Annotated in this window: 25 protein-coding genes and 1 pseudogene; 7 read left to right on the top strand and 19 right to left on the bottom strand. The window is 32.8% G+C overall.

Annotated elements, in window-relative coordinates:
• Positions 1-114 precede the first annotated feature (114 nt).
• The 7 genes from RMO83_RS16955 to RMO83_RS16925 form a co-directional block, all read right to left on the bottom strand.
• Positions 115-1,230 (bottom strand): DUF6371 domain-containing protein, encoded by a 1,116-nt coding sequence (locus RMO83_RS16955; RefSeq protein ID WP_310560886.1) that lies wholly within the window; start codon positions 1,228-1,230, stop codon positions 115-117.
• Between the two features lie 196 nt (positions 1,231-1,426).
• Positions 1,427-3,247 (bottom strand): phage/plasmid primase, P4 family, encoded by a 1,821-nt coding sequence (locus RMO83_RS16950; protein ID WP_310560885.1) that lies wholly within the window; start codon positions 3,245-3,247, stop codon positions 1,427-1,429.
• Positions 3,248-3,314: 67 nt separating this feature from the next.
• Positions 3,315-3,794 carry a hypothetical protein gene (locus RMO83_RS16945; RefSeq protein WP_310560884.1) on the bottom strand — a complete coding sequence of 160 codons (480 nt, stop codon included), beginning with the start codon at positions 3,792-3,794 and terminating at the stop codon, positions 3,315-3,317.
• 182 nt (positions 3,795-3,976) lie between these two features.
• Entirely contained in the window at positions 3,977-4,270 is a 294-nt protein-coding gene (locus RMO83_RS16940; protein WP_310560883.1) for a helix-turn-helix domain-containing protein, read from the bottom strand.
• 309 nt (positions 4,271-4,579) lie between these two features.
• Complete coding sequence (locus tag RMO83_RS16935) at positions 4,580-5,695, bottom strand: tyrosine-type recombinase/integrase (RefSeq protein ID WP_310560882.1); 1,116 nt, start codon at positions 5,693-5,695, stop codon at positions 4,580-4,582.
• A complete protein-coding gene (locus tag RMO83_RS16930) occupies positions 5,668-5,886 on the bottom strand; it encodes a hypothetical protein (RefSeq protein WP_310560881.1) in 219 nt (72 codons plus the stop codon). Before RMO83_RS16930 ends, RMO83_RS16935 begins: the two co-directional genes overlap by 28 nt.
• A 330-nt stretch (positions 5,887-6,216) precedes the next feature.
• A complete protein-coding gene (locus RMO83_RS16925; protein ID WP_310560880.1) occupies positions 6,217-6,666 on the bottom strand; it encodes a hypothetical protein in 450 nt (149 codons plus the stop codon).
• Positions 6,667-6,829: 163 nt separating this feature from the next.
• Here RMO83_RS16925 and greA point away from each other — a divergent pair, with 163 nt between their 5' ends.
• The 3 genes from greA (at position 6,830) to RMO83_RS16910 (ending at position 8,969) form a co-directional block, all read left to right on the top strand.
• Positions 6,830-7,306: a transcription elongation factor GreA gene (gene greA, locus RMO83_RS16920; protein ID WP_310560887.1), complete on the top strand. Its 477-nt coding sequence runs from the start codon at positions 6,830-6,832 to the stop codon at positions 7,304-7,306.
• 72 nt (positions 7,307-7,378) lie between these two features.
• Positions 7,379-7,768, top strand: a complete 390-nt coding sequence (locus tag RMO83_RS16915) for an HIT family protein (RefSeq protein WP_310560879.1) — start codon at positions 7,379-7,381, stop codon at positions 7,766-7,768.
• 28 nt (positions 7,769-7,796) lie between these two features.
• Positions 7,797-8,969 carry a transglutaminase domain-containing protein gene (locus RMO83_RS16910; protein ID WP_310560878.1) on the top strand — a complete coding sequence of 391 codons (1,173 nt, stop codon included), beginning with the start codon at positions 7,797-7,799 and terminating at the stop codon, positions 8,967-8,969.
• Here RMO83_RS16910 and RMO83_RS16905 read toward each other — a convergent pair.
• Positions 8,961-10,115 carry a HAMP domain-containing sensor histidine kinase gene (locus RMO83_RS16905; protein WP_310560877.1) on the bottom strand — a complete coding sequence of 385 codons (1,155 nt, stop codon included), beginning with the start codon at positions 10,113-10,115 and terminating at the stop codon, positions 8,961-8,963. The two genes, RMO83_RS16910 and RMO83_RS16905, sit on opposite strands and share 9 nt — an antisense overlap.
• Positions 10,116-10,474: 359 nt before the next feature.
• Between RMO83_RS16905 and RMO83_RS16900 the strand changes: the two genes are divergently transcribed.
• Entirely contained in the window at positions 10,475-10,855 is a 381-nt protein-coding gene (locus tag RMO83_RS16900) for a DUF3127 domain-containing protein (RefSeq protein WP_310560876.1), read from the top strand.
• A 91-nt stretch (positions 10,856-10,946) separates the two neighbouring features.
• Here the strand turns inward: RMO83_RS16900 and RMO83_RS16895 are convergent, their stop codons facing one another.
• Positions 10,947-11,684, bottom strand: coding sequence for a phosphatase PAP2 family protein (locus RMO83_RS16895; RefSeq protein ID WP_310560875.1), 738 nt, complete (start codon positions 11,682-11,684; stop codon positions 10,947-10,949).
• Between the two features lie 85 nt (positions 11,685-11,769).
• On the opposite strand from RMO83_RS16895, the gene aat reads away from it, so the two are divergent.
• Together aat and RMO83_RS16885 are read left to right on the top strand one after the other, a co-directional pair.
• A complete protein-coding gene (aat, locus tag RMO83_RS16890; protein WP_310560874.1) occupies positions 11,770-12,408 on the top strand; it encodes a leucyl/phenylalanyl-tRNA--protein transferase in 639 nt (212 codons plus the stop codon).
• A 205-nt stretch (positions 12,409-12,613) separates the two neighbouring features.
• Entirely contained in the window at positions 12,614-13,402 is a 789-nt protein-coding gene (locus tag RMO83_RS16885) for an MOSC domain-containing protein (RefSeq protein ID WP_310560873.1), read from the top strand.
• A 6-nt stretch (positions 13,403-13,408) separates the two neighbouring features.
• Here RMO83_RS16885 and RMO83_RS16880 read toward each other — a convergent pair whose 3' ends face one another.
• From RMO83_RS16880 to rplM, 5 genes and pseudogenes are all read right to left on the bottom strand, one after another.
• The gene (locus RMO83_RS16880) at positions 13,409-13,969 is read right to left on the bottom strand and encodes a DNA-3-methyladenine glycosylase I (RefSeq protein WP_310560872.1); all 561 of its coding nucleotides are present in this window, start codon (positions 13,967-13,969) and stop codon (positions 13,409-13,411) included.
• A 98-nt stretch (positions 13,970-14,067) separates the two neighbouring features.
• Positions 14,068-14,892, bottom strand: coding sequence for a translation elongation factor Ts (gene tsf / locus RMO83_RS16875; protein WP_310560871.1), 825 nt, complete (start codon positions 14,890-14,892; stop codon positions 14,068-14,070).
• Positions 14,893-15,008: 116 nt separating this feature from the next.
• Positions 15,009-15,851, bottom strand: coding sequence for a 30S ribosomal protein S2 (rpsB, locus tag RMO83_RS16870; protein ID WP_310560870.1), 843 nt, complete (start codon positions 15,849-15,851; stop codon positions 15,009-15,011).
• Positions 15,852-16,118: 267 nt separating this feature from the next.
• The gene (gene rpsI, locus RMO83_RS16865) at positions 16,119-16,505 is read right to left on the bottom strand and encodes a 30S ribosomal protein S9 (protein ID WP_310560869.1); all 387 of its coding nucleotides are present in this window, start codon (positions 16,503-16,505) and stop codon (positions 16,119-16,121) included.
• Positions 16,505-16,960 (bottom strand): annotated as a pseudogene (rplM, locus tag RMO83_RS16860) (50S ribosomal protein L13). The gene rpsI and the pseudogene rplM overlap by 1 nt, the downstream one beginning before the upstream one ends.
• Before the next feature lie 439 nt (positions 16,961-17,399).
• Between rplM and RMO83_RS16855 the strand changes: the two are divergent.
• Positions 17,400-18,425: a LacI family DNA-binding transcriptional regulator gene (locus tag RMO83_RS16855; RefSeq protein ID WP_310560868.1), complete on the top strand. Its 1,026-nt coding sequence runs from the start codon at positions 17,400-17,402 to the stop codon at positions 18,423-18,425.
• Between the two features lie 19 nt (positions 18,426-18,444).
• Here RMO83_RS16855 and RMO83_RS16850 read toward each other — a convergent pair whose 3' ends face one another.
• The 5 genes from RMO83_RS16850 to RMO83_RS16830 form a co-directional block, all read right to left on the bottom strand.
• A complete protein-coding gene (locus RMO83_RS16850; protein ID WP_310560867.1) occupies positions 18,445-19,512 on the bottom strand; it encodes a glycosyltransferase in 1,068 nt (355 codons plus the stop codon).
• A 143-nt stretch (positions 19,513-19,655) separates the two neighbouring features.
• Positions 19,656-20,210 carry a hypothetical protein gene (locus tag RMO83_RS16845; protein WP_310560866.1) on the bottom strand — a complete coding sequence of 185 codons (555 nt, stop codon included), beginning with the start codon at positions 20,208-20,210 and terminating at the stop codon, positions 19,656-19,658.
• Positions 20,211-20,287: 77 nt separating this feature from the next.
• On the bottom strand, positions 20,288-23,704 hold the full coding sequence (locus RMO83_RS16840) for a hypothetical protein (protein WP_310560865.1): 3,417 nt from the start codon (positions 23,702-23,704) through the stop codon (positions 20,288-20,290).
• A gap of 118 nt (positions 23,705-23,822) precedes the next feature.
• Positions 23,823-24,251 (bottom strand): hypothetical protein, encoded by a 429-nt coding sequence (locus RMO83_RS16835; RefSeq protein WP_310560864.1) that lies wholly within the window; start codon positions 24,249-24,251, stop codon positions 23,823-23,825.
• Between the two features lie 27 nt (positions 24,252-24,278).
• Positions 24,279-25,262, bottom strand: a complete 984-nt coding sequence (locus RMO83_RS16830) for an O-antigen ligase family protein (RefSeq protein WP_310560863.1) — start codon at positions 25,260-25,262, stop codon at positions 24,279-24,281.
• Positions 25,263-25,729: the final 467 nt, after the last annotated feature.

The following is a 25,729-nucleotide window of genomic DNA, read 5'->3' as shown; positions in this document are numbered from 1 at the left end:
ATAAAGCTGAAATAGAACAATTATCTTTTTTTTGACACCTTGTTTTTAAAAATGACAGAGTATAAAAAATAAACAACTGAATAACAATAAGATAAAAAATAGAAATAGCCGTTTTTATTTTTTATCGGACATTAATGATTTCGTGCTTTTTAATTTCAAGTTTTTGTAAATATCCGCTAAATCTGTACCTATGGGAAATGTAGTATTTTCCATCAATTCACTAACTGAAATTTTGAAGCCTTGTTTATTTAGTTCCGTGGCTTTTTTATTCCAGTATTCAAATTCGCCTTTGTCAGGGAACGCTATAATTTCATATTCGATTATAGGTTTAAGATAGTCAAATTTGAAACCACTTTTTGAGCCAGTCGCTAACCAATTGTAATCAGGAACAAAAACACTCATTTCCACTGCTGTTTTTTCACTTTCGACAATTGCAATAGTGTGATTTTGGTTTTTGTTGAGTAGATGCAAACCAAATAAGCATTGCTTTAAATTAAAATCTTTGAGTTTTAATACTGAATGCGTCCAATTCATTAACGGTTTGCCGTCTGTGGTTTTGGAACGTTTGCCAGTAGTGGGGTTGTATTGCATTATTTTTCCAGCTCTTACATTCTCAAATTGGTCTATTTGCCAAAAAACAACTGCGCCCTTATAGTGTTTTGATGTCCCAATAAGGTAGTTTTGAACGGCTGTTTTTACTTCATTTTCTGTAAAAATCGTTTTCAAAAAATCAATAAAATTGTTTTGAGTTTGTACTAAAAATGATTTTTCTACTAATTCTAAACTGTGATACGTTGGCAATGCTTCGGGTTTGGGTTCTGAAACAGTAAACGTATTTACAAATTCCACGTTTTCAGTATTAAAAATTTTGCTTTCACAACCCAAATTAGGAATATTATTTTTTTTCATAAACCATTCAGCAATATAAAAACTGTTTTCTAATTGTTCTAAAATAGTGCTTTTTGGAATTATATAAACGGCTGTATTGGTGCTAATTTCTACGGCTTTTCCCGAAATATCTTTGACGGCTGTATAATTTATCAAAAAAGCTTTTGTTCCTGTGGGAGGTGCTTGGTGATAACCGCAATTTGTTTCACGGTCGCACCGCCCAAAATCCTCTGGTAAATAATTATTTGTTTCATTATCGAGGTATTTTACAAGTGTGTTTTTATGACAATCAGGACACGTAAATTTTTTACTGCCTTTGTCTAATGTGTATCTGAAATTCATAGTTTTGAATTTTTAACGCATCTTTTGTTTTTGTTTTGTTTTAGTTGCACTTTTTGCACCTTTTGCACTTTTTCCAAAAATCCCAAAAATTAATAATTTTGAATATTTTTTTAATAAATTGTAAATCAGTTGTTTGTGCAAAACGTGCAAAAAGTGCAACTAAAACAAAACATTTATTTCGTGCGTAATTTTTTTATTAAAGTGTTAAATAAGCAACATTACCAGCGTTTATTTTTGCGACAAATATTTTACTTGCTGTTAATCGTTTTGAAAAATTTGACTTGTTGACTGGCTTAAATCCATCTTCAATACAAAACGTTCTATATGTTGGATATAGTTCTGACATAAGAATATATTTATTTGAGCATATTTTATATCCATTTTCAGAAATGAACAACTGAACACTATCACTTTGCTTTTCGTAATCGCTTCGTGCGTTTTCAATAGCTTCACATTTACTAAAATTCTTTTGGTCTAAAATTCTATCCAGTCCCTCCAATATCCAATTAAAAACCCCCGAAAGTTCGCTTTGAATAATCTTTTTTGAAAGTTGTTTATCTTGTTTGTTTTCAGGAATTGTAACATCAAAATTTATAATCAAAAACCGTCTAAAATAGGCGTTTGTGTGTTCAACCTCTCTAGGCAGTTCATTACAATTAAAAATTAATTTTGCGTAATCAGTTACATTCATTGGTTCGCCATAAGGAAGCCTTGCTTCAATGGGTTCCCCCGATGCCATTTGTTTGAAAACGTCTGTTTCCAGTTTTCCGTTTATTTCACTTGCATAATTGACTAATTTGTTGGCAATTTTTGCCCGATAATAACCGTTTTTATCCGTGAGACTTTGTAAGGAATAATTACTTACATTTTCAGTTCCTAAAAGAGCATTAATAACCTCAAAACATACGCTTTTACCATTTGCACCAGTTCCAAATAAAATAAGCATTTTTTCAAGTTTTAGTACACTTGGTTTTATAAAAATGTAGCCTAAAAATTCTGCAAAAACTTTCTGCTTATCTTTATCAGGTAAAACCTCATTTATAAATTTTTGCCAAATTGGAGCGGTTGCTTTTGGGTTGTAATTAAATTGTAATTGGTGTGTAAGAAAATCCGATTTATCGAACGGACGTAACACTCTTTTTGAAGCTGTAATTTCATACGTTCCATTTAGTAAGTTGATTAAAACATTTTCTTGTTTAACTTCGGGTTTTGGCAAATAAGCCTCTGTTAAAAATTGTTTAAATAAATCTTCTTTGAAAGTGTGAATTTTTGCCTTAAACTTTTCAACTCCCATTTTTAAGGCTGTTTTTCCTAAAAAATTTTGAAGTAAATCTTTTTCAATTACAATCCAATGGCTACTACTATATAAATATATGAATATACCATTTTTACAAAGTCCCCAGTTGTTAGTTTTAGCAACTTCGAGAACTTGCTCAACACAAAGAACTAAATAATGATTGTTTGTTAATTTACAACTATTTATTTTTTTTGACAATATTTTGTATTCTTCAAATTCTTTTGGGTGTTCCTTGCTTAAACTACCGTCTTCTTTGTGTGTAAATGGCTTTAATTTTTCAATATCCTCTCTTGTTTTTTCAATGTCAGGAAAAGCCAATATTTCAAAATCTACTTTTTCTATACTGCCTATTAGTTCTTTCAAAATGAAAGTTGCCGTTTTTTTAATTGGTAATTTCTCCAATTCTCTTTTTATTGAATTTGAAAAATCTTCTAAAGTTTCTATTGCAATGGTATTGTTTGTTTCGTTGCAATTGCCTTGTGTGGTTGTTGCAACGGCTGTATTGCTTGCATTGGTTGGTTTTTGTGTGGTTTTTGGCTTTACTGCAGTAGTGTTGCAATCGTTTTTCAATGGCGTGTTTATTTCTGTTGCACTTTTTTGAGTTTCATCTTGTGAAACTTGCTCTTTTATAATATCTTTGCTTAAAATATTAGCTGTCATAATATTTGAAAATTTATAAGCCACTGCAATAACTGTTGCAATGGCTTTTTTGTTGAACAATGTTTTTTGTTTGTTGCTATTAATACAATTGCAATAAATTTTATAAATATTGCAATTGTTAGCATTTTTATGCTGTAATTTTAAATTCGGGTTGGAATGTATCTTTTATCTCGTAGATTTTTTCGAGGTAGCGATTTAATTCCTTATAAAGAAAAATGCCGTTTGTTCTAGTGATTAAATCATCCGATTCATCAGAACATAAAAAACCGTCATAAACTTCATAAAATCTTTCCTTGGCATTATTTAAGTCCCAACCGTCAATAAATTCAGTAAATAAATTTCTGTTTTCAGGACCTTTTGAAGCTTCGCTTAAAAATCTCAAAAAAGTTCGATTAAAATAATAGATGTTTGACCTTTCAGTCTTGGTGTCTGAATCTAAATTTTCAGAGCCAATCCAAGCTAAAATTAAATACTCATAGGTTGGTTGAATAAAATCCAAATCAATGAATAAAAGCAGTTCTTTTGTAGCAATATTAAATTGCTCATTCATTTGTTCTTGTGCAGTTCCCACGCCTTGCGCTTCCTTGCTGTTTTTTTCTTTTTGCATCAGAAAATATTTTTATAGGCGAAGTACCCCTTAGGGTTGCAAAAACATTCAGAGAATGGATTTACAACGCTTTCGCAGTTGATACCCTTAGGGTACTTCGTTATTGTCGATAAAGTTTTTTGAGATTGCTCTCTGTAATGTTTTTGCTTGACAAACATACAAAAAATTTCAATCGGTTTCAATTAAGAAGAAAATTTATTCATTTGTTGCAATGCCAATAAAATTTCAGATTTTTTGTAGCGCACTTTGTTACCGATGCGATAAGCTGGAAGAATATCTTTTTTTGTCCAGTCCCAAAGTGTAACAAGTGAAACCGAAAGTAATTCGGCTGTTTCTTGTCTTGTGAGTAGTTTGTTATTGTCAGGATTTTGCAAAGTTTCTGCATATCCTTTTAGTGCGTTTGTAACGTCTTTTACAATTTCATTTTTGAAATCGTTGGCGTTAATGTTTTCTAGTTGTAGAATTTCTTTGCTCATAACTTAATCATTTTTTGATTGATTATGATGCAAACGTAATTAAATAGAATTAAATGAAAAAAAGTTTTAAGTAATTGTTTTTAAGATGTTTACAAGTTGTTTTGACGTTGTTTTCAAGTTGTTTTCAAGATGTTTTCAAGATGTCCTGTTTCTTTTAAAACATTGATATTCAGAAAATAGTAGAGGGTCGGTTTTTTGACTTTTTTTTGCCTTATTTTTTAACTTTTTATTTTTAAAAATTATTGACTAAAACATAAAACACTAATAATCAGTAAATTAATTTGAAAAACCGCAAAAATGTTAAATTTTTCATAAATTTTTATTTTCCCAGTGTTCTTTTATTTTTTCTGCATTTTCTTTTGGGGTTGTTTTTATGTACTTCAAAAAATTAGTTTCGGTTGTGTGTCCTGTAACCGCCATTATGTTCATATTGGTTAAATTTTGACCGTATAAATTTGTTACAAACGAACGCCTACAAATGTGTGAAGTTACAAGTTCGTGCTTTGGATAAACTCCGTATTGCTTCCTATTTTTGTTTTTAGATAAAAGTTCTTTTTCGGGAAAAAAGTCTTTATCTTTTGCTTTACTAATCATTTTTGCCCCCTCTATCATTTCGGTAAAATCAACCTCTTTACAAATTTCTTTGATGTATTCGTTAAATTTTTGGTCGGTTATTTTTGGAGGAAACAATCCGTTTCTTTTTGCTAAAATTTCTATCACTTGTTTATGAATAGGAATAACAACGGATTTAGAAGTTTTTGTAGTTTCAACTTCAAAGTATCCATCAACTAAATTTAACTGTTCCAGTTTCAAAAAATCAGAAATTCTTAATCCAGTTCGCAAACCAATAATAAAATTATACCTTGCATTGTTTAACCGTTCCGAATAGCTAAAATTGTGATTGTAAACTATGTTTATTTCATTTTCTGACAAATAAATATCTTTGGTAGTATTAGTCAAAACCATAAATTCGGAACTTTTGTACTCTTGGTTTATTGGTAGTCCCTCACTTTCAATAAGCCTACACCATTTTTTTAGAATTGAAATTTGTGTGCCAATTGTATTGTTATTTATTTTTTGAACATCTCTACAATAGGCTAAAAAATTATGATAAAAACTTAAATTTATATCTTGAAATCGAAGTTTTGTTTTAGTGTGCTTTTCGTAATTTGTAAATTTAAGTTTGGCTGTATTGTAGTGCTGGACTGTTTTTGGCGAAATTGGCTTGCCTTTATAAAAAATTGCTTCGGGATTGTCTAAATATTTTTGAATCCAATCCGTAAAATAAATTTTATGCGGTTCGCTTTTGTTTACTCTACCCGAAAATTTTAAAATTTTATCTTTTAACCAACCATCATTTATAAATTGCTCCGTGTTGTAGTCAATATTGTATTGCTCTAATAGATAATCTTTAATATTTCGCACTTTGTATTAACAAAATCTTTTTGTTCCGTTGTGACGCTAATTTTAACTTGTTGTTTTTTTTCGCTCCAGTCGGTAAATTTTACCGTTAATCCAGTTTTAGTAGTTTGGTCAATTCTATTGCTGTCCCAAAAACGAACGTGAATACTACAAGTTTCTTTTTTAGATTTTTTGACAAAAAATTTTGCGTTCATTACTGACTATTTACATCACGAAAGTAATGTTTTTCCCGAAATATTCCCGAAAACATCTTAATTTATTTGAATCCGATTGAATTTAATTGAATCTAATTTGTAAGAACAAAACTTGTAAAGGATTAATTTTACTGACTTTTTATCGGTTTTGTTCAAAATATTAATTCTTACAAATTAAGCTATTTGTAGAACGGCTCCGGGTACTTAAAAAGTCTGTAATTACTTGTTTATCAAGTATTATGGGCTTTTTTATTTTTGAGTTGTCCAAGATTGGTATTGATTCAACATTTGTCGCAGACCTCGGGTTTACTTTTTGCTCTCGATTTATTTCTAATTATAAACTCTCAACAAGTTACCATTTACCTCAACGCGGTACTGTTGTAGCGGGTATTGTTTCCCTTTAGATTGACCAGAAAACAAACTATATTCTGCATTATCACAAGGGCAAATCACGGTAGTTCGATCAATCTTTAATGGGTCAACAGGGTCGAGCTTTTTAAAAGTCATCGTAGAGCATGTACTAAGCGCCTGATTAGGACAAGCAGCGTCAAAGGCTACGTAACCACTACCCGTATTGAAAATAAACAATCCACGAACGCCTTGTCCAGAAAAATACACCGCATTGATAGCTGTAGAAAGCACTGAATATTGTGGCAAATTCATATTAACTTGCAAATTTACAGCATAGTTGGGCAAATACGGATTGTTGTTATTAGGAGAATTTGAACTGCATCCAAAAAGCATTGGGAAAAGGATCAACACAAGAAAATATTTTTTCATTAACAAACAAATTATAAGAATTAGCCATACAAAAATAATTTATTTAACTTTGAAATAGATATGTTTATTGTATATTTATAGATTAAATAAAAATAATACTATCTTTGTGGAAAGAAATCCCGTCCTGATGGGATTTTTTGTATTTTATATAAACGATGAAGTTATGACCAATGTATCTTATTACACCGCCGAAGGATTAAAAAAATTGAGAGACGAATTAGATCAATTAAAAAGTATTGAAAGACCAAAAGCTTCGCAAGCTATTGCCGAAGCAAGAGATAAAGGCGACTTGTCTGAAAACGCCGAATACGATGCTGCAAAAGAAGCACAAGGTATGCTAGAAATGAGAATTGCTAAGCTCGAAGAAGTGCATTCTAACGCTAGATTAATCGACGAAACACATCTTGATGTTTCCAAAGTTTTGGTGTTATCCAATGTAAAAATCAAGAATCAAGCCAATGGCATGGAATTGAAATATACGCTTGTTGCCGAAAGCGAAGCTGATCTTAAAACTGGAAAAATCTCCGTAACCTCACCAATTGGAAGAGGATTACTAGGAAAAAAGGTAGGCGAAGTAGCCGAAATCACCGTGCCAAATGGCGTTTTGAAATTTGAAATCATAGAAGTTTCAAGAGACTAATTTTCGTTTACAGATTTCAGGTTGCAGATTCTTCCAACTCTCAACTTCTAACTTCTAAACTCTAACTTTCCAATGTCAAGCATTTTTACCAAAATCATCAACGGAGAAATTTCCTGCTATAAAATAGCTGAGGATGAGAATTGCTTTGCCTTTTTGGATGTAAATCCCAATGCAAAGGGACATACTTTATGTGTGCCAAAAAAAGAAATCGACAAGCTTTTTGACCTTGATGACGATTTGTATCTTGAACTGATGCAGTTTTCTAAAAAAATTGCATTGGCACTCGAAAAAACAATCCCTTGTAAAAGAATTGGAATGACCGTTATTGGTCTCGAAGTACCTCACGCCCACGTTCATTTGATTCCCTTGAACGAAATGGACGAAATGCGGTTTCAGAAAAAAGTTTCATTGACTACAGATGAGTTTGAGGCTTTAGCCAAAGAAATTCAGTCCAATTTATAAAAAACAGCATTCAACATTGAGGTCAAAAATGAAGAATATTTTCTTAATTTTTATAATTCTTTTCTCCATTTTTAGTTTTGGACAAGCCAATGTCGAATATGCCGCAATCGACAAAAAAGTCGCTTTAATTCCGCAAAAAGCTACAAGTTCAACAAGAGAGATTGCAAGTTACATCAATACCAATTTCAAAACAGAAAATGATAAAATTCGTGCTGTTTTTTATTGGACAGCCTCAAACATAAGTTATGATGTAGCCAATATGTTTGCTGTAAATACTACTGAAACACCACAAGACAGAATCACAAAAGCATTAAAAACCAAAAAAGGAATTTGTGCAGATTATTCAGCTATTTTTAATGAAATAGCCACTTTGGTTGGTATAAATTCCGTTGTTATTTCTGGCTATACCAAACAAAACGGAAAAATAGACACGTTGCCTCACTCTTGGTGTGCGGCCAAAATTGACAATAAATGGTGGGTCTTTGACCCAACTTGGGGTTCAGGCTCTTTAATCAATGGTCAGTTTGTTAAGAGAATTAATGATTACTATTTCAAAACGCAACCAAGCAAAATCATTTCTTCTCATATCCCTTTTGATTATTTATGGCAGTTTTTGAATTATCCTATTACCAATACTGAGTTTTATGAAGGGAAAACTCAAATCGATACTACCAAGAAATATTTCGATTTCGAGAAAGAAATTGCTAAGCAAAAGAGTTTGTCCGAAATGGATCAATTGTTTGAATCGGCTTTGAGAATAGAGCAAAACGGCTTGAAAAATGCTATGATTGTTGCAAATTATAAAAGCAAAAACGAACTTTTAACTTTTTTACGACAAAGCGCCAATATTGATAAATTAAATGGAATTGTAAAGGAAATTAATGAGGCAGTTGTTTTGCTAAATGATTTTATTTCATACAAGAACAAGAGGTTCAAACCCACTTTACCGGATGATGAAATCATCAATATGATTCAAAAACCTAGAGAAAAACTGGTTAAATGCCAAAAAGATATTTATACCGTTGGTTCAACAGGTCCTGAAAACGCAGGCAATTTATCATCAATAAAAAAAGCAATTGAATCTAATTTAGCAACAGCCGAAGAACAAGCTTTGTTTGTAAAGAACTATATGAGCAAGTCCAAAATGGTGCGCAAAACTATGTTTTCGAAGGTGACTTATTTTGGAATTCCTTTAAATTAATTCGGTTACCTTAAAACTGACTTGCATTGTAGTACCTTTTCCAATTTCGGAATGCAATACTTTTATGGTTCCTTTGTGGTATTCTTCGACAATTCTTTTGGTCAAGGACAACCCCAATCCCCATCCTCGTTTTTTGGTTGTAAATCCGGGTTCAAAAACACTTTTATGTTGGTTTTTTGGAATTCCGCTTCCAGTATCCGAAATATTAATTTTGACTAAACCACCTTCGTGCAGCACTTCCAAGGAAAGTTTCCCTCTGCCTTTCATAGCGTCAATCGAATTTTTGACTAAATTTTCAATTGCCCAACTGTGCAAAGTGGGATTAAACAATACGATAACTGCTGCTTCAGGACCTGAAAATGAAAACTCAATATTTTTCGAAAATCGAGACTGCAAGTAGTCGTACGATTTTTGGGTTTCGGCAATAATATCTTTGTTTTCTAGTATTGGCTCTGAACCAATTTTCGAAAAACGTTCGGTAATTGTTTGCAACCTTTCAATATCTTTCTCAATTTCACTGGTGGTAGTTATATCAATATTTTCAGATTTGAGAATTTCGACCCAACCCACTAAAGAGGTCAACGGCGTACCGATTTGGTGTGCGGTTTCCTTTGCCATCCCAGCCCAAAGTTTATTTTGAGTCGCCATTTTTGTACTTCTGTAAAAATTATAAACTAAAGCCGCAAACAAGACAATTATAAGCAATAAGGCAATGGGATAATACTTGAGTTTATTCAATAAAGCTGAATCTCCATAATATAAATATTGAAATTTACCTGGTACATATTCAATTTCAATAGGTTGGTTTTCGTTTTTTAAACCTAACAAGAATTCAGCGGACTTTTGCTTATCTTTTAAAATTACCTCGTCAATATTCTTATTATTAATGATGGAATCATTCTCGGTAAGCATAATTGGAATAGAAGTGTTATTGCTAAAAATTTGAAGTGGAAGTTCTAAATCTGTGGTTTCGCCAGCATTAATAAGTGTTTTTTGTGCATTGGCCCAAAGATTCATTTTCAACCGTTCTTCCTGTTTAAAAATTTGGAAAAAAGTATAGGTATTCCAAAGTATTAATAAAATAATTAAAAAGGAAGCAAAAATAATGACCCAACGACTTGTGTTTCTACTTTCGGAAAACTGCATAAATTGATTTTTGTGGCATAAATATAACAAAATAATTTGATTCTTATTTTTCCGAGTTTTGAATGTTGTAAAATTATCTTTTTATAGCTATTATTTGTTTGACTCTAAAGAAGAATTTGATATATTTGTAAATAGATTTTTCGACAAAGCAAGCTTTAAATTACCAAAGACTACCTCATCGTCAAGAAATTATACCAATTGTGATTTTAAAATGGTCTAATCTATTTTAAAATTTTAAAATGGTTAATGCCGACAGACAGTATATAGAGTACTCCCGAAGCTTCGGGATTATTGGAATCTTATATATTGCTAATCGGTATTAGAAACTGAATAACAACAATAAAATAAATATATTCAAGATGGAAGTTACAGGAAAAATTAAAATGATCGATCAAACCAAAGAGGTTGGCTCTGCAGGTTTCAAAAAAAGAGATGTTGTTGTTACAACAGACGAACAATATCCACAACATATTCTGGTTCAATTTGTTCAAGACAAATGTGACTTATTGAATACATATCAAGTAGGAGAAGCTGTAAAAATTGACATTAATTTAAGAGGTCGCGAATGGACAAATCCACAAGGAGAGACCGTTTATTTCAACACGATTCAAGGTTGGAGAATTGCAAAGGTTCAAGCCGACGCATCTAGCAATCAGGTAGCACCACCAATGCCTGCAGCGGCTGCTTTTCCGCCAGCAACAAGTTTAAATGAAGATGAGCCAGACGATTTACCGTTCTAATTATAAATTCAAAATCCTTGAAAATTTCAAGGATTTTTTTTGGCTCAAATGAACTTACATGCATTATACGGTAAAAATATTTTAGCCAATATTAATTCAATTGTATAAGTGCTCCCATTCCAATTTGACTTCCAATTTGTGGAAAAACATAAGCCGTTGTTTTATTCTTTTTTCCAAAAGTTACGGATTTAAAAGGATTCCAATACGAAACTATCAATCCCGAAGCCAATCCAATTCCTGCACCAGCAAGAACATCGGAAGTGTAATGCTTATTGTTGGCGATTCGTAAAATTCCTGTTGCCGTTGCAAACAAAAATCCGCTGCTGGCATACCATAAATTGGAATCTTTGTACTCATAATACAGTAGCGAAGCGTTAGTAAAAGCCATTGCGGTATGACCTGACGGAAAACTCAAATTATCGGATTGATCGGGTCTTTCTGCACCAACAGCATTTTTCATAGCATAAACTGCAATTCCATTGATTGCATTGGCAAGAACAATATTTATCGTTTGATGTTGAAAATCGTTCATTGGTTTAAATCCAAAAGTTTTCCCGAAATAAATTTGAGCAACAGGAACAAAAGGAATAAAATCATCGACGCTGGTATGAAAATCTTTACCGAAAAACCGGTTCGCGTTCGATTGTAAATCATCATTGAGTTTTGAATTTAAAAGCAATGCTCCAGTTGTCACCAAAGCCACGGGCGCAATTAATTGTTTATACAAAAGTTTATTTTGGCTTTTTGATGCCGAAATAGAATCTTGTGTTTGCGCATTTCCCACAAAAACTAGCAATGAAAATAGAAAAATGCTGAGTTTGGTTTTCATAATTTATGGTTATTTCTAAAATATTTTAGGTTTAAATTTTAAAGCGTAATTTCGCTTTGCCAAATTTATACTTTTGTTTCCAACTATGTATTTTTTATCCAAAGAATTATTTTTCCCTCCAGTTTCGGAAGCCAATAATGATGGAATTCTTGCTATTGGGGGTGATTTGTCGCCTGAGCGGTTATTGTTGGCTTATAAAAGCGGCATATTTCCTTGGTTTGAGGAAGGAGAACCTATATTCTGGTGGTCGCCTAATCCTAGAATGGTTTTGTTTTTAGATGAATTGGTAGTGTCCAAAAGTATGCGAAACATCTTGAATCGAAATGTTTTCACGGTTACTTTCAATCAAAATTTTAGAGAAGTAATTTCGAATTGTCAAAAAGTAAAACGGAATGGTCAAAACGGAACTTGGATAACCAATGATATGATTGAAGCCTATTGTAAATTGAATAAATTAGGAATAGCAAAATCAGTTGAGGTTTGGCAAAACAACGAATTGGTTGGCGGTTTATACGGAATCGATCTGGGAAATGTTTTTTGTGGAGAAAGTATGTTTTCTAAAGCTTCGAATGCTTCGAAGGTGGCTTTTATCTCTTTGGCAAATCAATTAAAAAAAGCCGATTATAAACTATTAGATTGCCAGGTTTATAACGAACATCTCGAAAGTTTGGGTTGTCGTGAAATTGACAGAGCAGATTTTATAGAAATTCTAAAAAGTAACTAATTATGAAATCGCCACTAACAATAAGTTTGTTGCAAACAATTGAATAATGCTTCGCCAATTCGCAAGCTCGGGTCATCGAACTCCGATGGAAATATAATGTTGTGAGATAAACACCGATCAGTAAAAAGGCGACACGAGTCCGCCGCTGCGGACGAACTGGCGAAGCATACCATATATGACCATTAATAAATCAAAATTTACATATATGAATTATCTTGTAAAAGAATTGTACCTCTATCCTATCAAAAGTTTGGCTGGAATTCGTGTTGAAAATGCCAGAGCCGAAGAAATGGGTTTCGAAAACGACCGAAGATGGATGCTAATTGACGACCAAAATCAGTTTATTACTCAACGAAAATACCCGAATTTGAGCCAGTTTTATCCGAAAATTTTGGAAAATAAAATTTCAATTACTCATCACAATTCAATCCACGAATTTTTTATTAATGAAAGTTTGGAAGAACCCATTTCTTCAAAAGTTTGGGATGACGAAACTAAGGTATTCGAAGTGAATAAAGCGACTTCAAAATGGTTTAGCGAGGCACTTGGGTTTAGGTGCAAATTAGTGAAAATTGCGAATATTGGCGACAGAAAACACAGCAGTTCAAAACTGAATACAACATTAAATGTTAGCCTTGCCGATGGTTATCCGTATTTGTTGATTGGCTCTGAAAGTTTGAATTTTTTAAACGAAAAGCTGGAAGAAAAGATAACTATTGCAAGATTTAGACCCAATATTGTTATTAGTAGTTCGATTGCTCACGAAGAAGATTTCTTTGGGAATTTTCAAATTGGAACCGTGAAATTCAAAAATACTAAATCTTGTGGAAGATGCATTATGGTCAATAATAATCCAATGAATGGTATCGTAAAAAAAGAACCTTTGAAAACCTTAAGTGCATATAGAAAAGTGGAAAACTCCATTCTTTTTGGAACTAATGCTATGTGTTTGAATGAAGGGAAAATTAGTATTGGTGACGCTTTGTTTTTTTAAAGTAATTTAACTATTTCTCCAACACTCTTCAACGTGATCATCAACCATTCCTGTAGCTTGCATATGCGCATAAACCACGGTGGAGCCTACGAATTTAAATCCGCGTTTTTTCAAATCCTTACTAATTTCATCTGAAAGTGGCGTTGTAGCAGTAACTTCTTTTAACGTTTTTCGATTGTTTTTAATGGTTTTTCCGTTTGTAAAACCCCAGATGTATTTACTAAAACTACCAAACTCTTCTTGTACTTTCATAAAAGCAACTGCGTTTGAAACTGCAGCGCGAATCTTTAATTGGTTGCGAATAATTCCAGTATCTTGGAGTAATTCCTGAATCTTTTCATCTTGATATTGAGCCACCTTTTTATAATCGAAATCATCAAAAGCATTTCTAAAATTTTCTCTTTTGTTTAAAATAGTAATCCAGCTTAATCCTGCTTGAAAAGTTTCGAGAATCAGGAATTCAAACAGTTTTTGGTCGTCATAAACCGGAACGCCCCATTCTTCGTCGTGGTATTTCTTGTATAAATCACTCGATAAGCACCAGCCACATCTTGTTTTGTCTTGCATTTTTCGTTGAATTTGAAATTCAAATATAAAAAAATCCCATTTCAAATTACTTCGAAATGGAATTTTATAAGGAATGAAATCTAAAGTCTAAAATTAGATTATCCTAAAGCGGCTCTTTTGAAACCTGTTACAATAAGATTTTTGTCTAAAGATTTAACATAATCAGCAACGCTCATTTTGCTGTCTTTAATATAATCTTGGTTTACCAAGGTATTGTCTTTAAAGAAACGAGCCAATTTTCCTTTAGCAATATTGTCTAACATCGCTTCTGGTTTTCCTTCTTGACGCAAAAGATCTTTTGCAATTTCGATTTCTTTTGAAATAGTATCGGCATCAACACCTGCTTCGTTTAAAGCAATTGGAGACATAGCTGCTGCTTGCATTGCTATGTTTCTTGCTACTTCATCTGCTCCTGCAATGTTTGCAGATAAAGCAACTAGAGTAGCGATTTTATTTCCAGAGTGAATGTAAGACCCGATGAAAGCACCTTCTAATTTTTCGAAAGTTCTTATATCTAGTTTTTCACCAATAACTCCAGTTTGTTCGATTAATTTTTCAGCAACAGAGATTCCGTTAAAATCAGCAGCTAAAAATTCTTCTTTTGTAGTGTAGTTCAATGCTAGATTAGCCATTTCAACAGCCATTTTCACAAAGTTCTCATTCATACCGACAAAGTCTGTTTCGCAGTTCAATGTGATAACTGCACCAGCAGTTTTGTCAGCATTTACAACTGCAATTGCAGCACCTTCTGTAGATTCTCTATCCGAACGGTTTGCGGCTACTTTTTGTCCTTTTTTACGAAGGTTTTCGATTGCTAAATCAAAATCTCCGTCAGATTCCACAAGTGCTTTTTTGCAGTCCATCATTCCTGCACCTGTGATTGTTCTTAATTTATTTACGTCTGCAGCAGTAATTGTTGCCATGTTTTTTTTATTTAAAGATTAAAAGATTGAAAAATTTATAAGGCTAAAAATAGTACAAGTAAGTTACCTACACTTTATCTAATCTTTAAATCTTTCAATCTTCAAATTTATTTGATTTATTCTTCAGTTGCTGGAGTTTCAACTTCTGCTGTTGGCTCAACTGCCTCAACTTCAACAGCTGGCGCAACTTCTTCGGCTACTGGTGCAACCACAACTTCTTCGGCAACTACTTCTTCAGTGTTTGCTTCAGGTTGTATATCTGCTTCAGTTCCTCTGTTTGAAAGACCATCAACAATTGCTGCAGTAACAATAGATAAAATTTTATCAATTGATTTAGAAGCATCATCATTTGCAGGGATTACATATTCTACCTCTCTTGGGTCAGAATTGGTATCTACCATTGCAAAAACTGGAATGTTTAATTTTTGAGCTTCTTTTATTGCGATGTGTTCCGCTTTGATATCTACTACGAACAATGCTGCAGGAAGTCTAGACATATCTGCGATTGAACCTAAGTTTTTCTCTAATTTAGCACGAAGACGATCTACTTGCAAACGCTCTTTTTTAGAAAGGGTCATGAATGTACCGTCTTTCTTCATTTTATCAATAGTAGCCATTTTTTTAACAGCTTTACGGATAGTTACGAAGTTAGTCAACATTCCACCAGGCCATCTTTCAGTGATGTAAGGCATATTGCAAGCTGCTGCTTTTTCGGCAACGATGTCTTTTGCTTGTTTTTTGGTAGCTACGAATAATATTTTTCTACCTGATGCTGCAATTTTTTTCAAAGCTTCGTTAGCTTCTTCAATTTTTGCTGCAGTTTTATATAGATTGATAATGTGAATTCCATTACGTTCCATATAAATGTATGGAGCCATATTTGGATCCCATTTTCTAGTCATGTGTCCAAAGTGAACACCTGCTTCTAGTAATTCTTTTACTTCTACTTTGTTTGACATTTTTTGTTTAGTTTACGTTCTGTTGATTAGCAATGTGTTATAAGGTTATTCGTTATTCGTTATTCGTTATTCGTTTTTGACTAGTTAGGACAATTTGTCTTTACCAGTGAACTTCTAACTTCTAACTTCTAACTTCTAACTTTTTTACCCATTTAGATGCTAAACTAATTCTCGCCTCAGCGAGCAACAACAACATTGTTTTTAAATATTTATGCTGAAATTTTTTCAGCATCTCTTTGAGAATCTGAAACGAGTTCAGATTGAATATTAACGTTTAGAGAATTGGAATCTCTTACGAGCTTTTTTCTGACCGAATTTTTTACGTTCAACCATTCTTGGGTCTCTTGTTAATAAACCTTCTGGTTTTAAGATAGCTCTGTTTCCTTCGCCAACTTCACACATTACTCTCGCCAAAGCCATTCTTACAGCTTCTGCTTGACCAGTTGAACCACCTCCGTAAACGTTCACTTTTACATCATAGTTAGTTACATTTTCTGTCATAGACATTGGTTGTAAAACTTTGTATTGTAAAGTTGCAGTTGGGAAATAAGTTGCGAATGGCTTTTTGTTTACAGTGATAACACCTGTTCCTTCAGAAACGTAAACACGTGCAACAGCACATTTTCTTCTACCGATTTTGTGAATTACTACCATTACTTTTTATCGTTTTTGTTATCAGTTCTAGGTTTTTTATATACTTGTTTGTGCTCTGATCCTACTACAACATTTTAATTTCTGTAAAGTTCTGCTCCTAATTTGTTTTTAGGTAACATTCCTTTTACTGCTTTTTCTACTAATAATGCAGGGTTTTTTGCCTGTAATACTTTAGCAGTTAAAGTTCTTTGTCCTCCAGGATAACCAGTGTGACGAATATACGTTTTTTCGTCCATTTTGTTACCTGTAAGGTTGATTTTTTCTGAGTTGATAACAATTACGTTATCTCCACAGTCCACGTGTGGGGTATAACTTGGCTTGTACTTACCTCTAAGAATCATAGCGACCTTAGTTGCAAGACGACCTAAGTTATGACCGTCAGCGTCTACCACAATCCATTCTTTGGATACGGTTGCTTTGCTTGTCGATACTGTTTTGTAGCTTAATGCGTTCACAATAATTTATTTTAATTAAACATTCCATTCCCAATAAAGGGAGCGCAAAAGTACAATTATTTTTTTGAAATGCAAATAGTCTGTAATTTTTATTTTATTCTGATTATCAGTCTGTAAAGTATTTATTTTTTTGGTGATTTTGTATTTGACTCCTTTCCTTTAATTAAGCTGCTTTTTAACTCAATTCATCATTTACAAATTAAGATAAAACTAGGCATACTAGAAATTAAAGCTTAATTCATAACCTAATTTTAATAAATAATACTTTTTGTCGCTAATTTACTATTCACATAAAGATACTAGTAAGCGGTTTTTTATTACTTTAGCATTTTAAAACTATTTCTACATATCAAATGTGCATAATAAAATTGCAAGACAAATTCCAATGAAATAAAACTGGGATTACACTTGTGAGCAATTAAGCAATAAATATTGACCTATGAAAGCTAAAGCGACTCTTAAACAAATTGCCAAAGAACTTAATGTTTCTGTTTCTACTGTTTCAAAAGCACTTAATGATAGTCCTGAAATTAGTGAACAAACAAAAACCAGAATTAAGGAATATGCAAAGCTTAAAAATTACAAGCCAAATGTAATTGGTTTGAACCTCAAAAACAGAAAAACGAGAACCATTGGGGTTATTATCCCAAATATTTTAGATTCCTTTTTTGCCAAAGTCTTTAGTGGTATTGAAAAAATTGCCGATCAAAACGGATACAATGTAATCATGTGTATCTCTAACGAATCATTAAAAAAAGAAGCGAATACCTTGAATATGTTGAGTAATGGAACTATAGATGGTTTTATTTTGTCAATATCCGAAGAAGCACAAAAATTGCAGGAATACAATCATTTTAAAGAAATTATAAACGAAGGGACACCTATTGTTATGTTTGATCGTATTTCAGATGAAGTGATTTGTGACAAGGTAATTGTAGATGATTTTGATTCGGCTTTAAATGCTACCCAACATTTAATAAATACGGGTTGTAAAAATATTGCTTTGTTTTCTTCTGTAGATAACTTAAGCGTAGGGAAATTAAGAACTGAAGGATATCTGCAAGCATTGAAAAATAATAATATTCCAGTAAATCCTAATTTGATTATTCGAACTGATTCAGAGGATGATTTGAAAAATAAAATAGAGGTTGTTTTTGATAATAACACCATTGACGGAATATTTGCTTTAGTAGAAAATGATTCTGTATTGGCGTTGCGAACTGGAAAAAGAAAGGGGTTTAAAATACCTGAAGAATTATCAATTATTGGTTTTGCCGATGGGATTTTGGCTTCAAGAAGATTGTCTCCAAGTTTATCTACTATGAGTCAATATGGTGTAGAAATTGGAGAAGAAGCTGCAAGAATTATGATTAATAGATTAGAATCTAAAGATGAAAATCTGCCTTATGAAACTGTCGTTATCAAAACTCAATTAAGGGAAAGAGAATCGACAAGAAAATTATAATACTTAATTGTTCCTGCTTTTATTTTTCAAAAACCTCAAATAAATTCGTCCAATTAATTGGAGTTTCTATCAGCGGTAAGCCCTTATAATTTTCTATTTCCTTTAAGTTATCAATTCTGAAATCTTTTTGTTTTGCAAATGGAACAAGACCTTCATCTTTCAGTTTTTTGGCTAAATATTCTTGTTCATACTGCCCTGGAGTTGGAATAAAAAAAGCTTTTTTCTCCAATTTTACTAAATCCATAATTGTCGTATAGCCCGAACGACAAAGCACGATTTCACTTTCATTGAAAGTTTGTTCGAGCTGACGGCTGTTCATAAAATTAAAGTAGGTAACATTTCCTATTTGTTCTTTTTTTTGATCCTTTTCTATAATACCTTTTATGAAAACCACATTCGCTTCATAACTAAGGATTTCCGCTTTTAATTTTTCTTCCAATAATCCGCGCTGGGGTTCAGGACCAGAAAGGATAATCATTAAATCATATTGTTTAGGCACGTCTTTTTTTTGCATCCGACTCAGTGGACCAATGTATTTCAGATTAAAATCAGGGTTTTTACTATGACCTAATTTGCCCGTTAAATTTGGAATCCCTTCTAAATCTGGAACCCAGCATTCGTTATGTTTCTTTATGATATGTTGATGCAAAATACTAGTGAACCAAGTGGTATTTCCGGTCATCACATTCAATTGGTGGGTCAAATAAACTGAAGGCACCTTTTTGCTAAAAACGCCCAATCTATTGTCGGAAATAATGCCGTCTATATCATACTTTTTGATCCATTTCCGTACTTTTTTCTCCTCTTTCCAAATCGCTTTAATCATTTCTGGAAAATTTTTTAATAATTTCCATTTAAAATTTTTACCGTTCTTGGCATATTCAATTTTGTATGAAGGCAATTTTAGGGTTTGCACGTATGGAAACTCTTTTTGCAATAATTCTAATGCAATTCCATCCGAGGCAATAATTGGAATATAATTATTTTCTTGTAAGGCTTTAATTATTGGTATACAACGTGTTGCGTGACCTAAACCCCAATTTAAAGGAGTTATCAAAATTGTTTTACTAGCGGTATTCAAGCTCATTTATTTGTATAAAATTAAAATCGAAAGGTAGCAAAACAATAGTTATTCCTGTTTTTAAAGTATTACTATACCGTTAAGTTAAGGTTTAAAAAAAACTGTTCAAAACATAAATTTTGAACAGTTTTCTAGATTTTTAAAAACCATTACTCTTGAATATAGGTTTTATTACCGTTTTTATTGATATAATATTTTCCGCCTCTTGATCCTGTATACACTTTTTTACCGTTGTATTCGCCTGTAACCCTATCTGGAGTTTTTGGAGCTTTTTCGTTAGATTCTTTTAGTTTTGGCGCAGCTTTCTTTGCTGTTGCTTTTATTATTTCTGTGGTTTTCTTTTCAGTTTTTGTTGCTTGAGCTTTTGTAGTTTCTTGTGTTTTGTTTGCTTTCTTATCAGCTTCTTTTGTCAATGCCGATTTCGAACTAGTTTCCTTTTTTGTAGATTTTACCGGAACCTCTTTGTCGTAATCATAACCTGATTTCTTTTTAGTAGTTTCTTTTTTTACGGTTTCTTTAGCAGTAGTTGATTTAGAATTCGCCTCTTTTTTAATAGCTTTTACAGGAACATCTTTGTCATAATCATACCCTGATTTCTTTTTGGTTGTTTCCTTTTTAACTGGTTCACTTTTAGTTTTGGAATCTTGGGCATAAAAAGACCCTGAAAAAATAAAAAATAAACAGAATGCAATTAATTTTTTCATAATGATTTGATTTTTAGATTTAGAACATAAAGTTAACAAAATTAATGTTACGATTTAAAAATATAAAAAAATATTAATTAAAAATAAGCCCTCAATTGCACACTTCCGGTGTGAATGGCTTGGCTGGTTTCGCTTTTTCTCCCTTGATAATTGAAATTTATATCCAGAAAATTGGTTAAGTTTTTCTGAAAAAGTAGCCGCCAAGTCAAGTTTTGTCCGGTTTGTAATCCTTCGAGCATCTGAAAACCAACCGATGAAAATTCATTACCAACGTATTTATTTTGATAAAAAGAAACTTCGCCGTTCATCGTAAATTTTTTCTCTCCGGCATAAGTAAAAGAAGTCCCAAATCTACTTTGTAATAAAGTTTCAAAATTACCGATTTGATTTTCTTTGTTTTGCAATTCATAAAACAAATCCCAACTGGTACTTTTGGAAAATAAATAACTGATTTTCGGCGCCAATTGGTAACCTTTTATTTCAAAATTCTTCTCTGGATAATTTTCTGATGTCAAAGCGGTGTGAATAGTTTTGGCAAACATCCCGAACAACCAACTTTTTCTGTACAAATGATTATACTGCATTTGGTTCGAACTGTTTTTTGCCTCTTGCGAACCTATAGATAGCAAGTTTCTATTTTCGTTTTGAACATAAGTATAAGTCACAGAATGCAATTGTTTTCCTCGATTATAGAACAAACTGTTCCTCAAACTTGAATTCAATCCCAAGACATTTTCCTCAGATTTACTGAATGGATTTAAGTCAAAATTATCGCCTTTGTTTTCCACTTTTCGATCAACAATATAAGAAGTTTGATTGTAGAAATAGGAAAGCATTTTTTTAAAACCCCTTTCGTTTTGCCATTGATTGGGATTTAAAGTAATGGATTGTGAAAATTTATTCTGATGCGTTTTGATGTAAATTCGGTTAGGCAAATAAATTCTAATGTACTTCGCTTGATCTACGAATGGTGCGATTTCAAACTCTTCTAGTTGCTGAACTCCATCAATGTTATAATCGTTCCAGGTGTAAACTCCTTGCCCAACGGGAACTTCCAAATAAGTAAATTCCTGCTGCGGAATGGAACCCGAATTGGTTTCAAAAACAGTGGTCGATTGTACCAATTGATTGAAAAAACGGTCGTTGTAAATCATTCTGGAATTCAGCGAAGGTTCGTTTTTCTTGGACAAATCGACAAAATCTAAAACCCTATAATTCACAAAAAGAGATAAGTCACTTTTATTAGTTTGAATCAATTTCGATCGCAGGGCAAAGGTTTGCGAATTGTTCACACGTTGAACAATTCCGTTTTGCAAACTGTCATTAGCTCTTTTGAAATAACCCAATTCTACAAAAACTTTCGTACTATCACCACGACCGGCAAAAAGTCCATACTCCGTGAATCGTTGGCTTAAAACTGAAAATTGGTTGGTCGATTTGTTTTTTTCTTGGTTGTCTTCCAATCGGAGACGAGTGCCAATCCAGTTTTTCTTGAAATGATATTTGACTTGAGTTTGATTACGCAAAAATTTCGATGTAGACTCAGTAGCATCGCTATTCAAAAAACTACCTCGACTTTGTATTTTCCAATTTTTCAAGTTGAATGAAGCATTCAAAATATGACGGTTTCCAGAAAAACTTTCAGAGAAATCGAGCTTTTCGAGTTGGTAAACCCAATTTCCTTTTTCGGGTAAAATCATTTGCAAGCCCGAAACCAAATAACTTTGATTGCCTGTGGACGTTGTTCCCAAATTCCAATCGCGGCCAAATTCAATGCTGTAAAGTCGTTCCACAGAACTGAAATTTTTAGCAATAAACTGATAATTGGCAAAAGCATCTACATTCCATTTTCTTGAAAATAGGCGTTGTCTGGCATTTATTTTGGCCGCCAATCCTTGATTGTTCGAATCGCTTTGTGATGAAAAAAGATTCCTGTCGTTGTTGCTTACGCCTATTTCAAAATCAATTGCTGTTTTCTCAGTTGGATTGTATTTTCCCAAAAAAGTGGCGACTTGGGTTTTTATTGGCGCAACTAGTTGAATAATTGGTTCGTAATTTCCTTGCAGAATTCCATTTATGGGTTCACTATACTCGTAAATCCTGCCTATAGCTGCACTGTTTTTTAGAATGTAATTTCCTTTATTGGCAGCAACTTGAGTAAAACGAACATTATATAAAACATCGTTCGGATTATTCGAATATTCGAAAACTTCGATGGTGTTTACCACTGTTTTTTTATACAATATTTTGTTGTCAGAATACGAATCTAAATAGGCAGATGGAGCCACCATTAAATCCGAATTATCGCCAGCTTGTGCCAAAATTTGTGCTTGTTCTGCCGATAGACTTTGTTGTAAAGGCTGGTTTTTCAAATCGTTTTCAGAGTACAAATAACTGCCAAAACTCCATTTTTTGCTTTCGTGGCTTCCGCCGGCATAAGTAACGAGTCGCGTATAATTTTGGTTGGAATATTGGTATTCAACGGCAATTCGCATTTCGGAAGTAATCGTAAATAATGGTGTAAACAGGATTTCTCCCGCATTATAATCGATAGTGTAATCGTTGTTTTCACCTCGTTTCAAAAGGATTCCGTTGACGTAAACTCGCTCCGAACCCGAAATGACCAAAACATACAATTCGCCACTTCGACCAATTAATTTGTAAGGTCCTTGATTTCCTTCCTGACCCACAAAATCGCTTTTGGCATATTGTCCTCTCACCAATGCTGCAGAAGCAAAAATATTGGTTTTGTTGTCTTCGTTTCCAAAGTCGAAACTGGCTGCGATTCCTTGTGCTTTTTTGTTGAAATTTAGAAATTGAGTTTTGTGGTTTTCGAGGAAAACATCGCCAGCTCTAATGTTCCATTTCTCACTAAAAAGCTCCATAAAAACATTGTCGAATTGATCCAGTTTTTGCGAATAACCGCCGTCTTGTAGCGGAATGTTGTTGTCTTGCAATGAAGCGCGCAAACTCACTTTTTCGGACAGCTTTCCCGTGATTTGCAAATCGAGATTGGAGTTCAAAACCGAATTTTGATTATTCCCAATAGTCACGCCACGAGTGATGCTTCCCGAAGTATTAAGTCCTTCAAATGGAATGTTTTTTTTCTGGAGACTTTCTTCTTCCAATTTATACAAGCTTCCAGAAATAGCCTCATTACTGACCACTTTACTATCGTCGTAAATGCGATATTCTTTGGTTAAAATATCGGGAAATTTTAGGTAATGAACCGTTAACGAATCTAAATTGGCAGGGAATTTTTCGTTTAAAATGAGTGTTCCTTTTACGAAGTTTATTTGGTAAAAGGTAGAATCAATGGGTTGGTCTGTGGCGTCAAGCAATATAAAATTACTCGAATTTATACTGGTATTTTCCAGATGAATTGTGTCCCGAGTGGTGGGAATTTTTTTGGTTTTGTACAACGAATTTACTTCCTGAGCTAGGAGTCCAGAAAAGCAGAATAGTGCCAACAAAATCAGGATATTTTTTAACATAAATACTTTAACTCGAAAGTATCAAAAGTAGTATTTATAATTGGGAAATTGTCAGGAGGAAATTTGATAGAGAATCTAAAGTGAATGATTTAAATCAGTAACATTAATTTATTATTTATTATTTTGGTTCAAATTCTCGAAGATATGCTGTAGCCTGCTTCTTATAACCCACAATCAAAGCAGACGGAATTTTAACTGGCATCTGAATTATTTCTTGCGCCATTGTTTTTGCTTTCTCATATTGTTTAGTTTCTATAAATAAAGCAAACAAATCCATTCGGGCTTCATATCGATACGGTTCCACGTTCTTATTGTAGCTATATATTTTCTCCGCTTGAGCATATTTTTTTTGTTGCTTCAATCCATTAGCTAGAACTCTTCCTAAACTAGGTTTTCCGGAACGTTCAAAACCAATTTGTAAATACTGAAAGCCTGCATTTACATATCCATTTTTGATAAGAGTCAAACCTCCCATAAAAAATTCCTCTCCTGCATTATTAATTTTTGAAACATAGCCGTGTAGTTGACTTTCACTTTTTAGATACATTTTATCTTCATACAATCTAAAGAGTTTCTATTCGGCAGTAATTCTGGTGATGAGTACACCAGCAAATGAGATTATCATACTCATAACTACAAATCTGAATATGATATGATTTTTAAATTCATAAACTAGTTTTGGTTGTGTCGTGTTCACAATTATAATAATGCAAATACAAGCTATGATTATCAAAACTGGCAGCGTAATAATGCTTGTGGTAAGCGAAAAAAGGAGCAAACAAATTAAAATAGTTCTCCCCATTTGAATTTCAATACCATCGCTTTTTTCCCAAAAAAGCATCTTTATTAAAAAGAGAAAGAGTGCCATCCAGAATATACCCAATTCAAAAGTTAATTCTAGCAAATCGTTGTTGGCTTTATAAATATAGCCTGCATTTTTCATCTCCTCCCAGTTGGAGTTTTTTTCAAAATTCGAAGCTTTGGATTTATTGTATTCTAATGAAAATGAATTTAAACCATAACCCAAGGGCTGTTCAGCTATCTGTTTTAAAACCCGTTGGGTAGTAAACAATCGACCCGAGGTAGATTCGGTTTTGTTTTTACTTATCATGCCAATAAAATAAAAACTACCTGCCAAAAATACCCCAATGCCCAAATACATTATCCAATTTGAAAAAGGTTTTGCTTTTACTTTTAAAACGTATAAAAAATATCCGATTGCAAAAAACAAACTGATACAAGCACCTCTCGACGCCGAAACACAAAGCCCTAAAAAAATCAAAAGTCCACAACATCCCAAGCCAATTTTCAACCAAAAAACGGTTGCTTTTCGCCATAAAAAAATTGTGCTGAGACAACTAATACTCAAGTATATCCCCAATTGATTGGGCGAAAAAAACATCCCTGTAGTGGCGAAAAATTGATTGGGTGATGCCATCAAATGTTTCCATTGCAAAAACATCATAAAAATATTGAGAACCGCCGTAGCAGAACAAAAATAAAGCAGAATTGAAAGTGTTTTATTAGTAATTTCTGATGTTGAACACTGATTCCTCATAAGTAAATACAAAATTAAATACCCAATATAATTCCAAATATCACTATTATAAATAGTAGATTTTGAGAAATGCAGAAAGTGGCTCGTGCCAAAAACAGTCAGTAATACCAAAACCGCATCAATACTATTGATTTTTATTGTTTTACAATTATTTTTTATAGCAATAACAAACGAAATGATACACAATACACCAAGCCATAGAATATACTTTCCTTTTAAAAATGGGAGACTTTCACTGAAACAACTGATGACGGAACTGATGAGAATGAATACGAAAGAAAAGTAAAATATAGCAGGTTTCATAATTGCAGTTGAATTAAAAATTTGAATTGCAAATTTTAATTATTGAGAATTTATCTCTTAAAAATATTTTAAAATTTAACATAGTTTTAACTTAAATCGTTTTTTTTTATGAATTTTGGGTCAAATAATTAGAAAGTGATTAAAATAAAAATCTTCCTCTGTTC

This window comes from Flavobacterium sp., from assembly GCF_031423415.1.
Taxonomy (GTDB): Bacteria; Bacteroidota; Bacteroidia; order Flavobacteriales; family Flavobacteriaceae; genus Flavobacterium.
The sequence above is the reverse complement of the archived record's forward strand: the minus strand, read 5'-3'. Positions and strand labels throughout refer to the sequence as shown.

What these genes read in the sequence shown, in the direction of transcription:
- RMO83_RS16955 (WP_310560886.1), bottom strand. Translation starts at nt 1,230, where the DNA reads ATGAATTTCAGATACACATTAGACAAAGGCAGTAAAAAATTTACGTGT.
- RMO83_RS16945 (WP_310560884.1), bottom strand. Translation starts at nt 3,794, where the DNA reads ATGCAAAAAGAAAAAAACAGCAAGGAAGCGCAAGGCGTGGGAACTGCA.
- RMO83_RS16940 (WP_310560883.1), bottom strand. Translation starts at nt 4,270, where the DNA reads ATGAGCAAAGAAATTCTACAACTAGAAAACATTAACGCCAACGATTTC.
- RMO83_RS16930 (WP_310560881.1), bottom strand. Translation starts at nt 5,886, where the DNA reads ATGAACGCAAAATTTTTTGTCAAAAAATCTAAAAAAGAAACTTGTAGT.
- RMO83_RS16925 (WP_310560880.1), bottom strand. Translation starts at nt 6,666, where the DNA reads ATGAAAAAATATTTTCTTGTGTTGATCCTTTTCCCAATGCTTTTTGGA.
- greA (WP_310560887.1), top strand. Translation starts at nt 6,830, where the DNA reads ATGACCAATGTATCTTATTACACCGCCGAAGGATTAAAAAAATTGAGA.
- RMO83_RS16915 (WP_310560879.1), top strand. Translation starts at nt 7,379, where the DNA reads ATGTCAAGCATTTTTACCAAAATCATCAACGGAGAAATTTCCTGCTAT.
- RMO83_RS16910 (WP_310560878.1), top strand. Translation starts at nt 7,797, where the DNA reads ATGAAGAATATTTTCTTAATTTTTATAATTCTTTTCTCCATTTTTAGT.
- RMO83_RS16905 (WP_310560877.1), bottom strand. Translation starts at nt 10,115, where the DNA reads ATGCAGTTTTCCGAAAGTAGAAACACAAGTCGTTGGGTCATTATTTTT.
- RMO83_RS16900 (WP_310560876.1), top strand. Translation starts at nt 10,475, where the DNA reads ATGGAAGTTACAGGAAAAATTAAAATGATCGATCAAACCAAAGAGGTT.
- RMO83_RS16895 (WP_310560875.1), bottom strand. Translation starts at nt 11,684, where the DNA reads ATGAAAACCAAACTCAGCATTTTTCTATTTTCATTGCTAGTTTTTGTG.
- aat (WP_310560874.1), top strand. Translation starts at nt 11,770, where the DNA reads ATGTATTTTTTATCCAAAGAATTATTTTTCCCTCCAGTTTCGGAAGCC.
- RMO83_RS16885 (WP_310560873.1), top strand. Translation starts at nt 12,614, where the DNA reads ATGAATTATCTTGTAAAAGAATTGTACCTCTATCCTATCAAAAGTTTG.
- RMO83_RS16880 (WP_310560872.1), bottom strand. Translation starts at nt 13,969, where the DNA reads ATGCAAGACAAAACAAGATGTGGCTGGTGCTTATCGAGTGATTTATAC.
- tsf (WP_310560871.1), bottom strand. Translation starts at nt 14,892, where the DNA reads ATGGCAACAATTACTGCTGCAGACGTAAATAAATTAAGAACAATCACA.
- rpsB (WP_310560870.1), bottom strand. Translation starts at nt 15,851, where the DNA reads ATGTCAAACAAAGTAGAAGTAAAAGAATTACTAGAAGCAGGTGTTCAC.
- rpsI (WP_310560869.1), bottom strand. Translation starts at nt 16,505, where the DNA reads ATGGTAGTAATTCACAAAATCGGTAGAAGAAAATGTGCTGTTGCACGT.
- RMO83_RS16855 (WP_310560868.1), top strand. Translation starts at nt 17,400, where the DNA reads ATGAAAGCTAAAGCGACTCTTAAACAAATTGCCAAAGAACTTAATGTT.
- RMO83_RS16850 (WP_310560867.1), bottom strand. Translation starts at nt 19,512, where the DNA reads ATGAGCTTGAATACCGCTAGTAAAACAATTTTGATAACTCCTTTAAAT.
- RMO83_RS16845 (WP_310560866.1), bottom strand. Translation starts at nt 20,210, where the DNA reads ATGAAAAAATTAATTGCATTCTGTTTATTTTTTATTTTTTCAGGGTCT.
- RMO83_RS16840 (WP_310560865.1), bottom strand. Translation starts at nt 23,704, where the DNA reads ATGTTAAAAAATATCCTGATTTTGTTGGCACTATTCTGCTTTTCTGGA.
- RMO83_RS16835 (WP_310560864.1), bottom strand. Translation starts at nt 24,251, where the DNA reads ATGTATCTAAAAAGTGAAAGTCAACTACACGGCTATGTTTCAAAAATT.
- RMO83_RS16830 (WP_310560863.1), bottom strand. Translation starts at nt 25,262, where the DNA reads ATGAGGAATCAGTGTTCAACATCAGAAATTACTAATAAAACACTTTCA.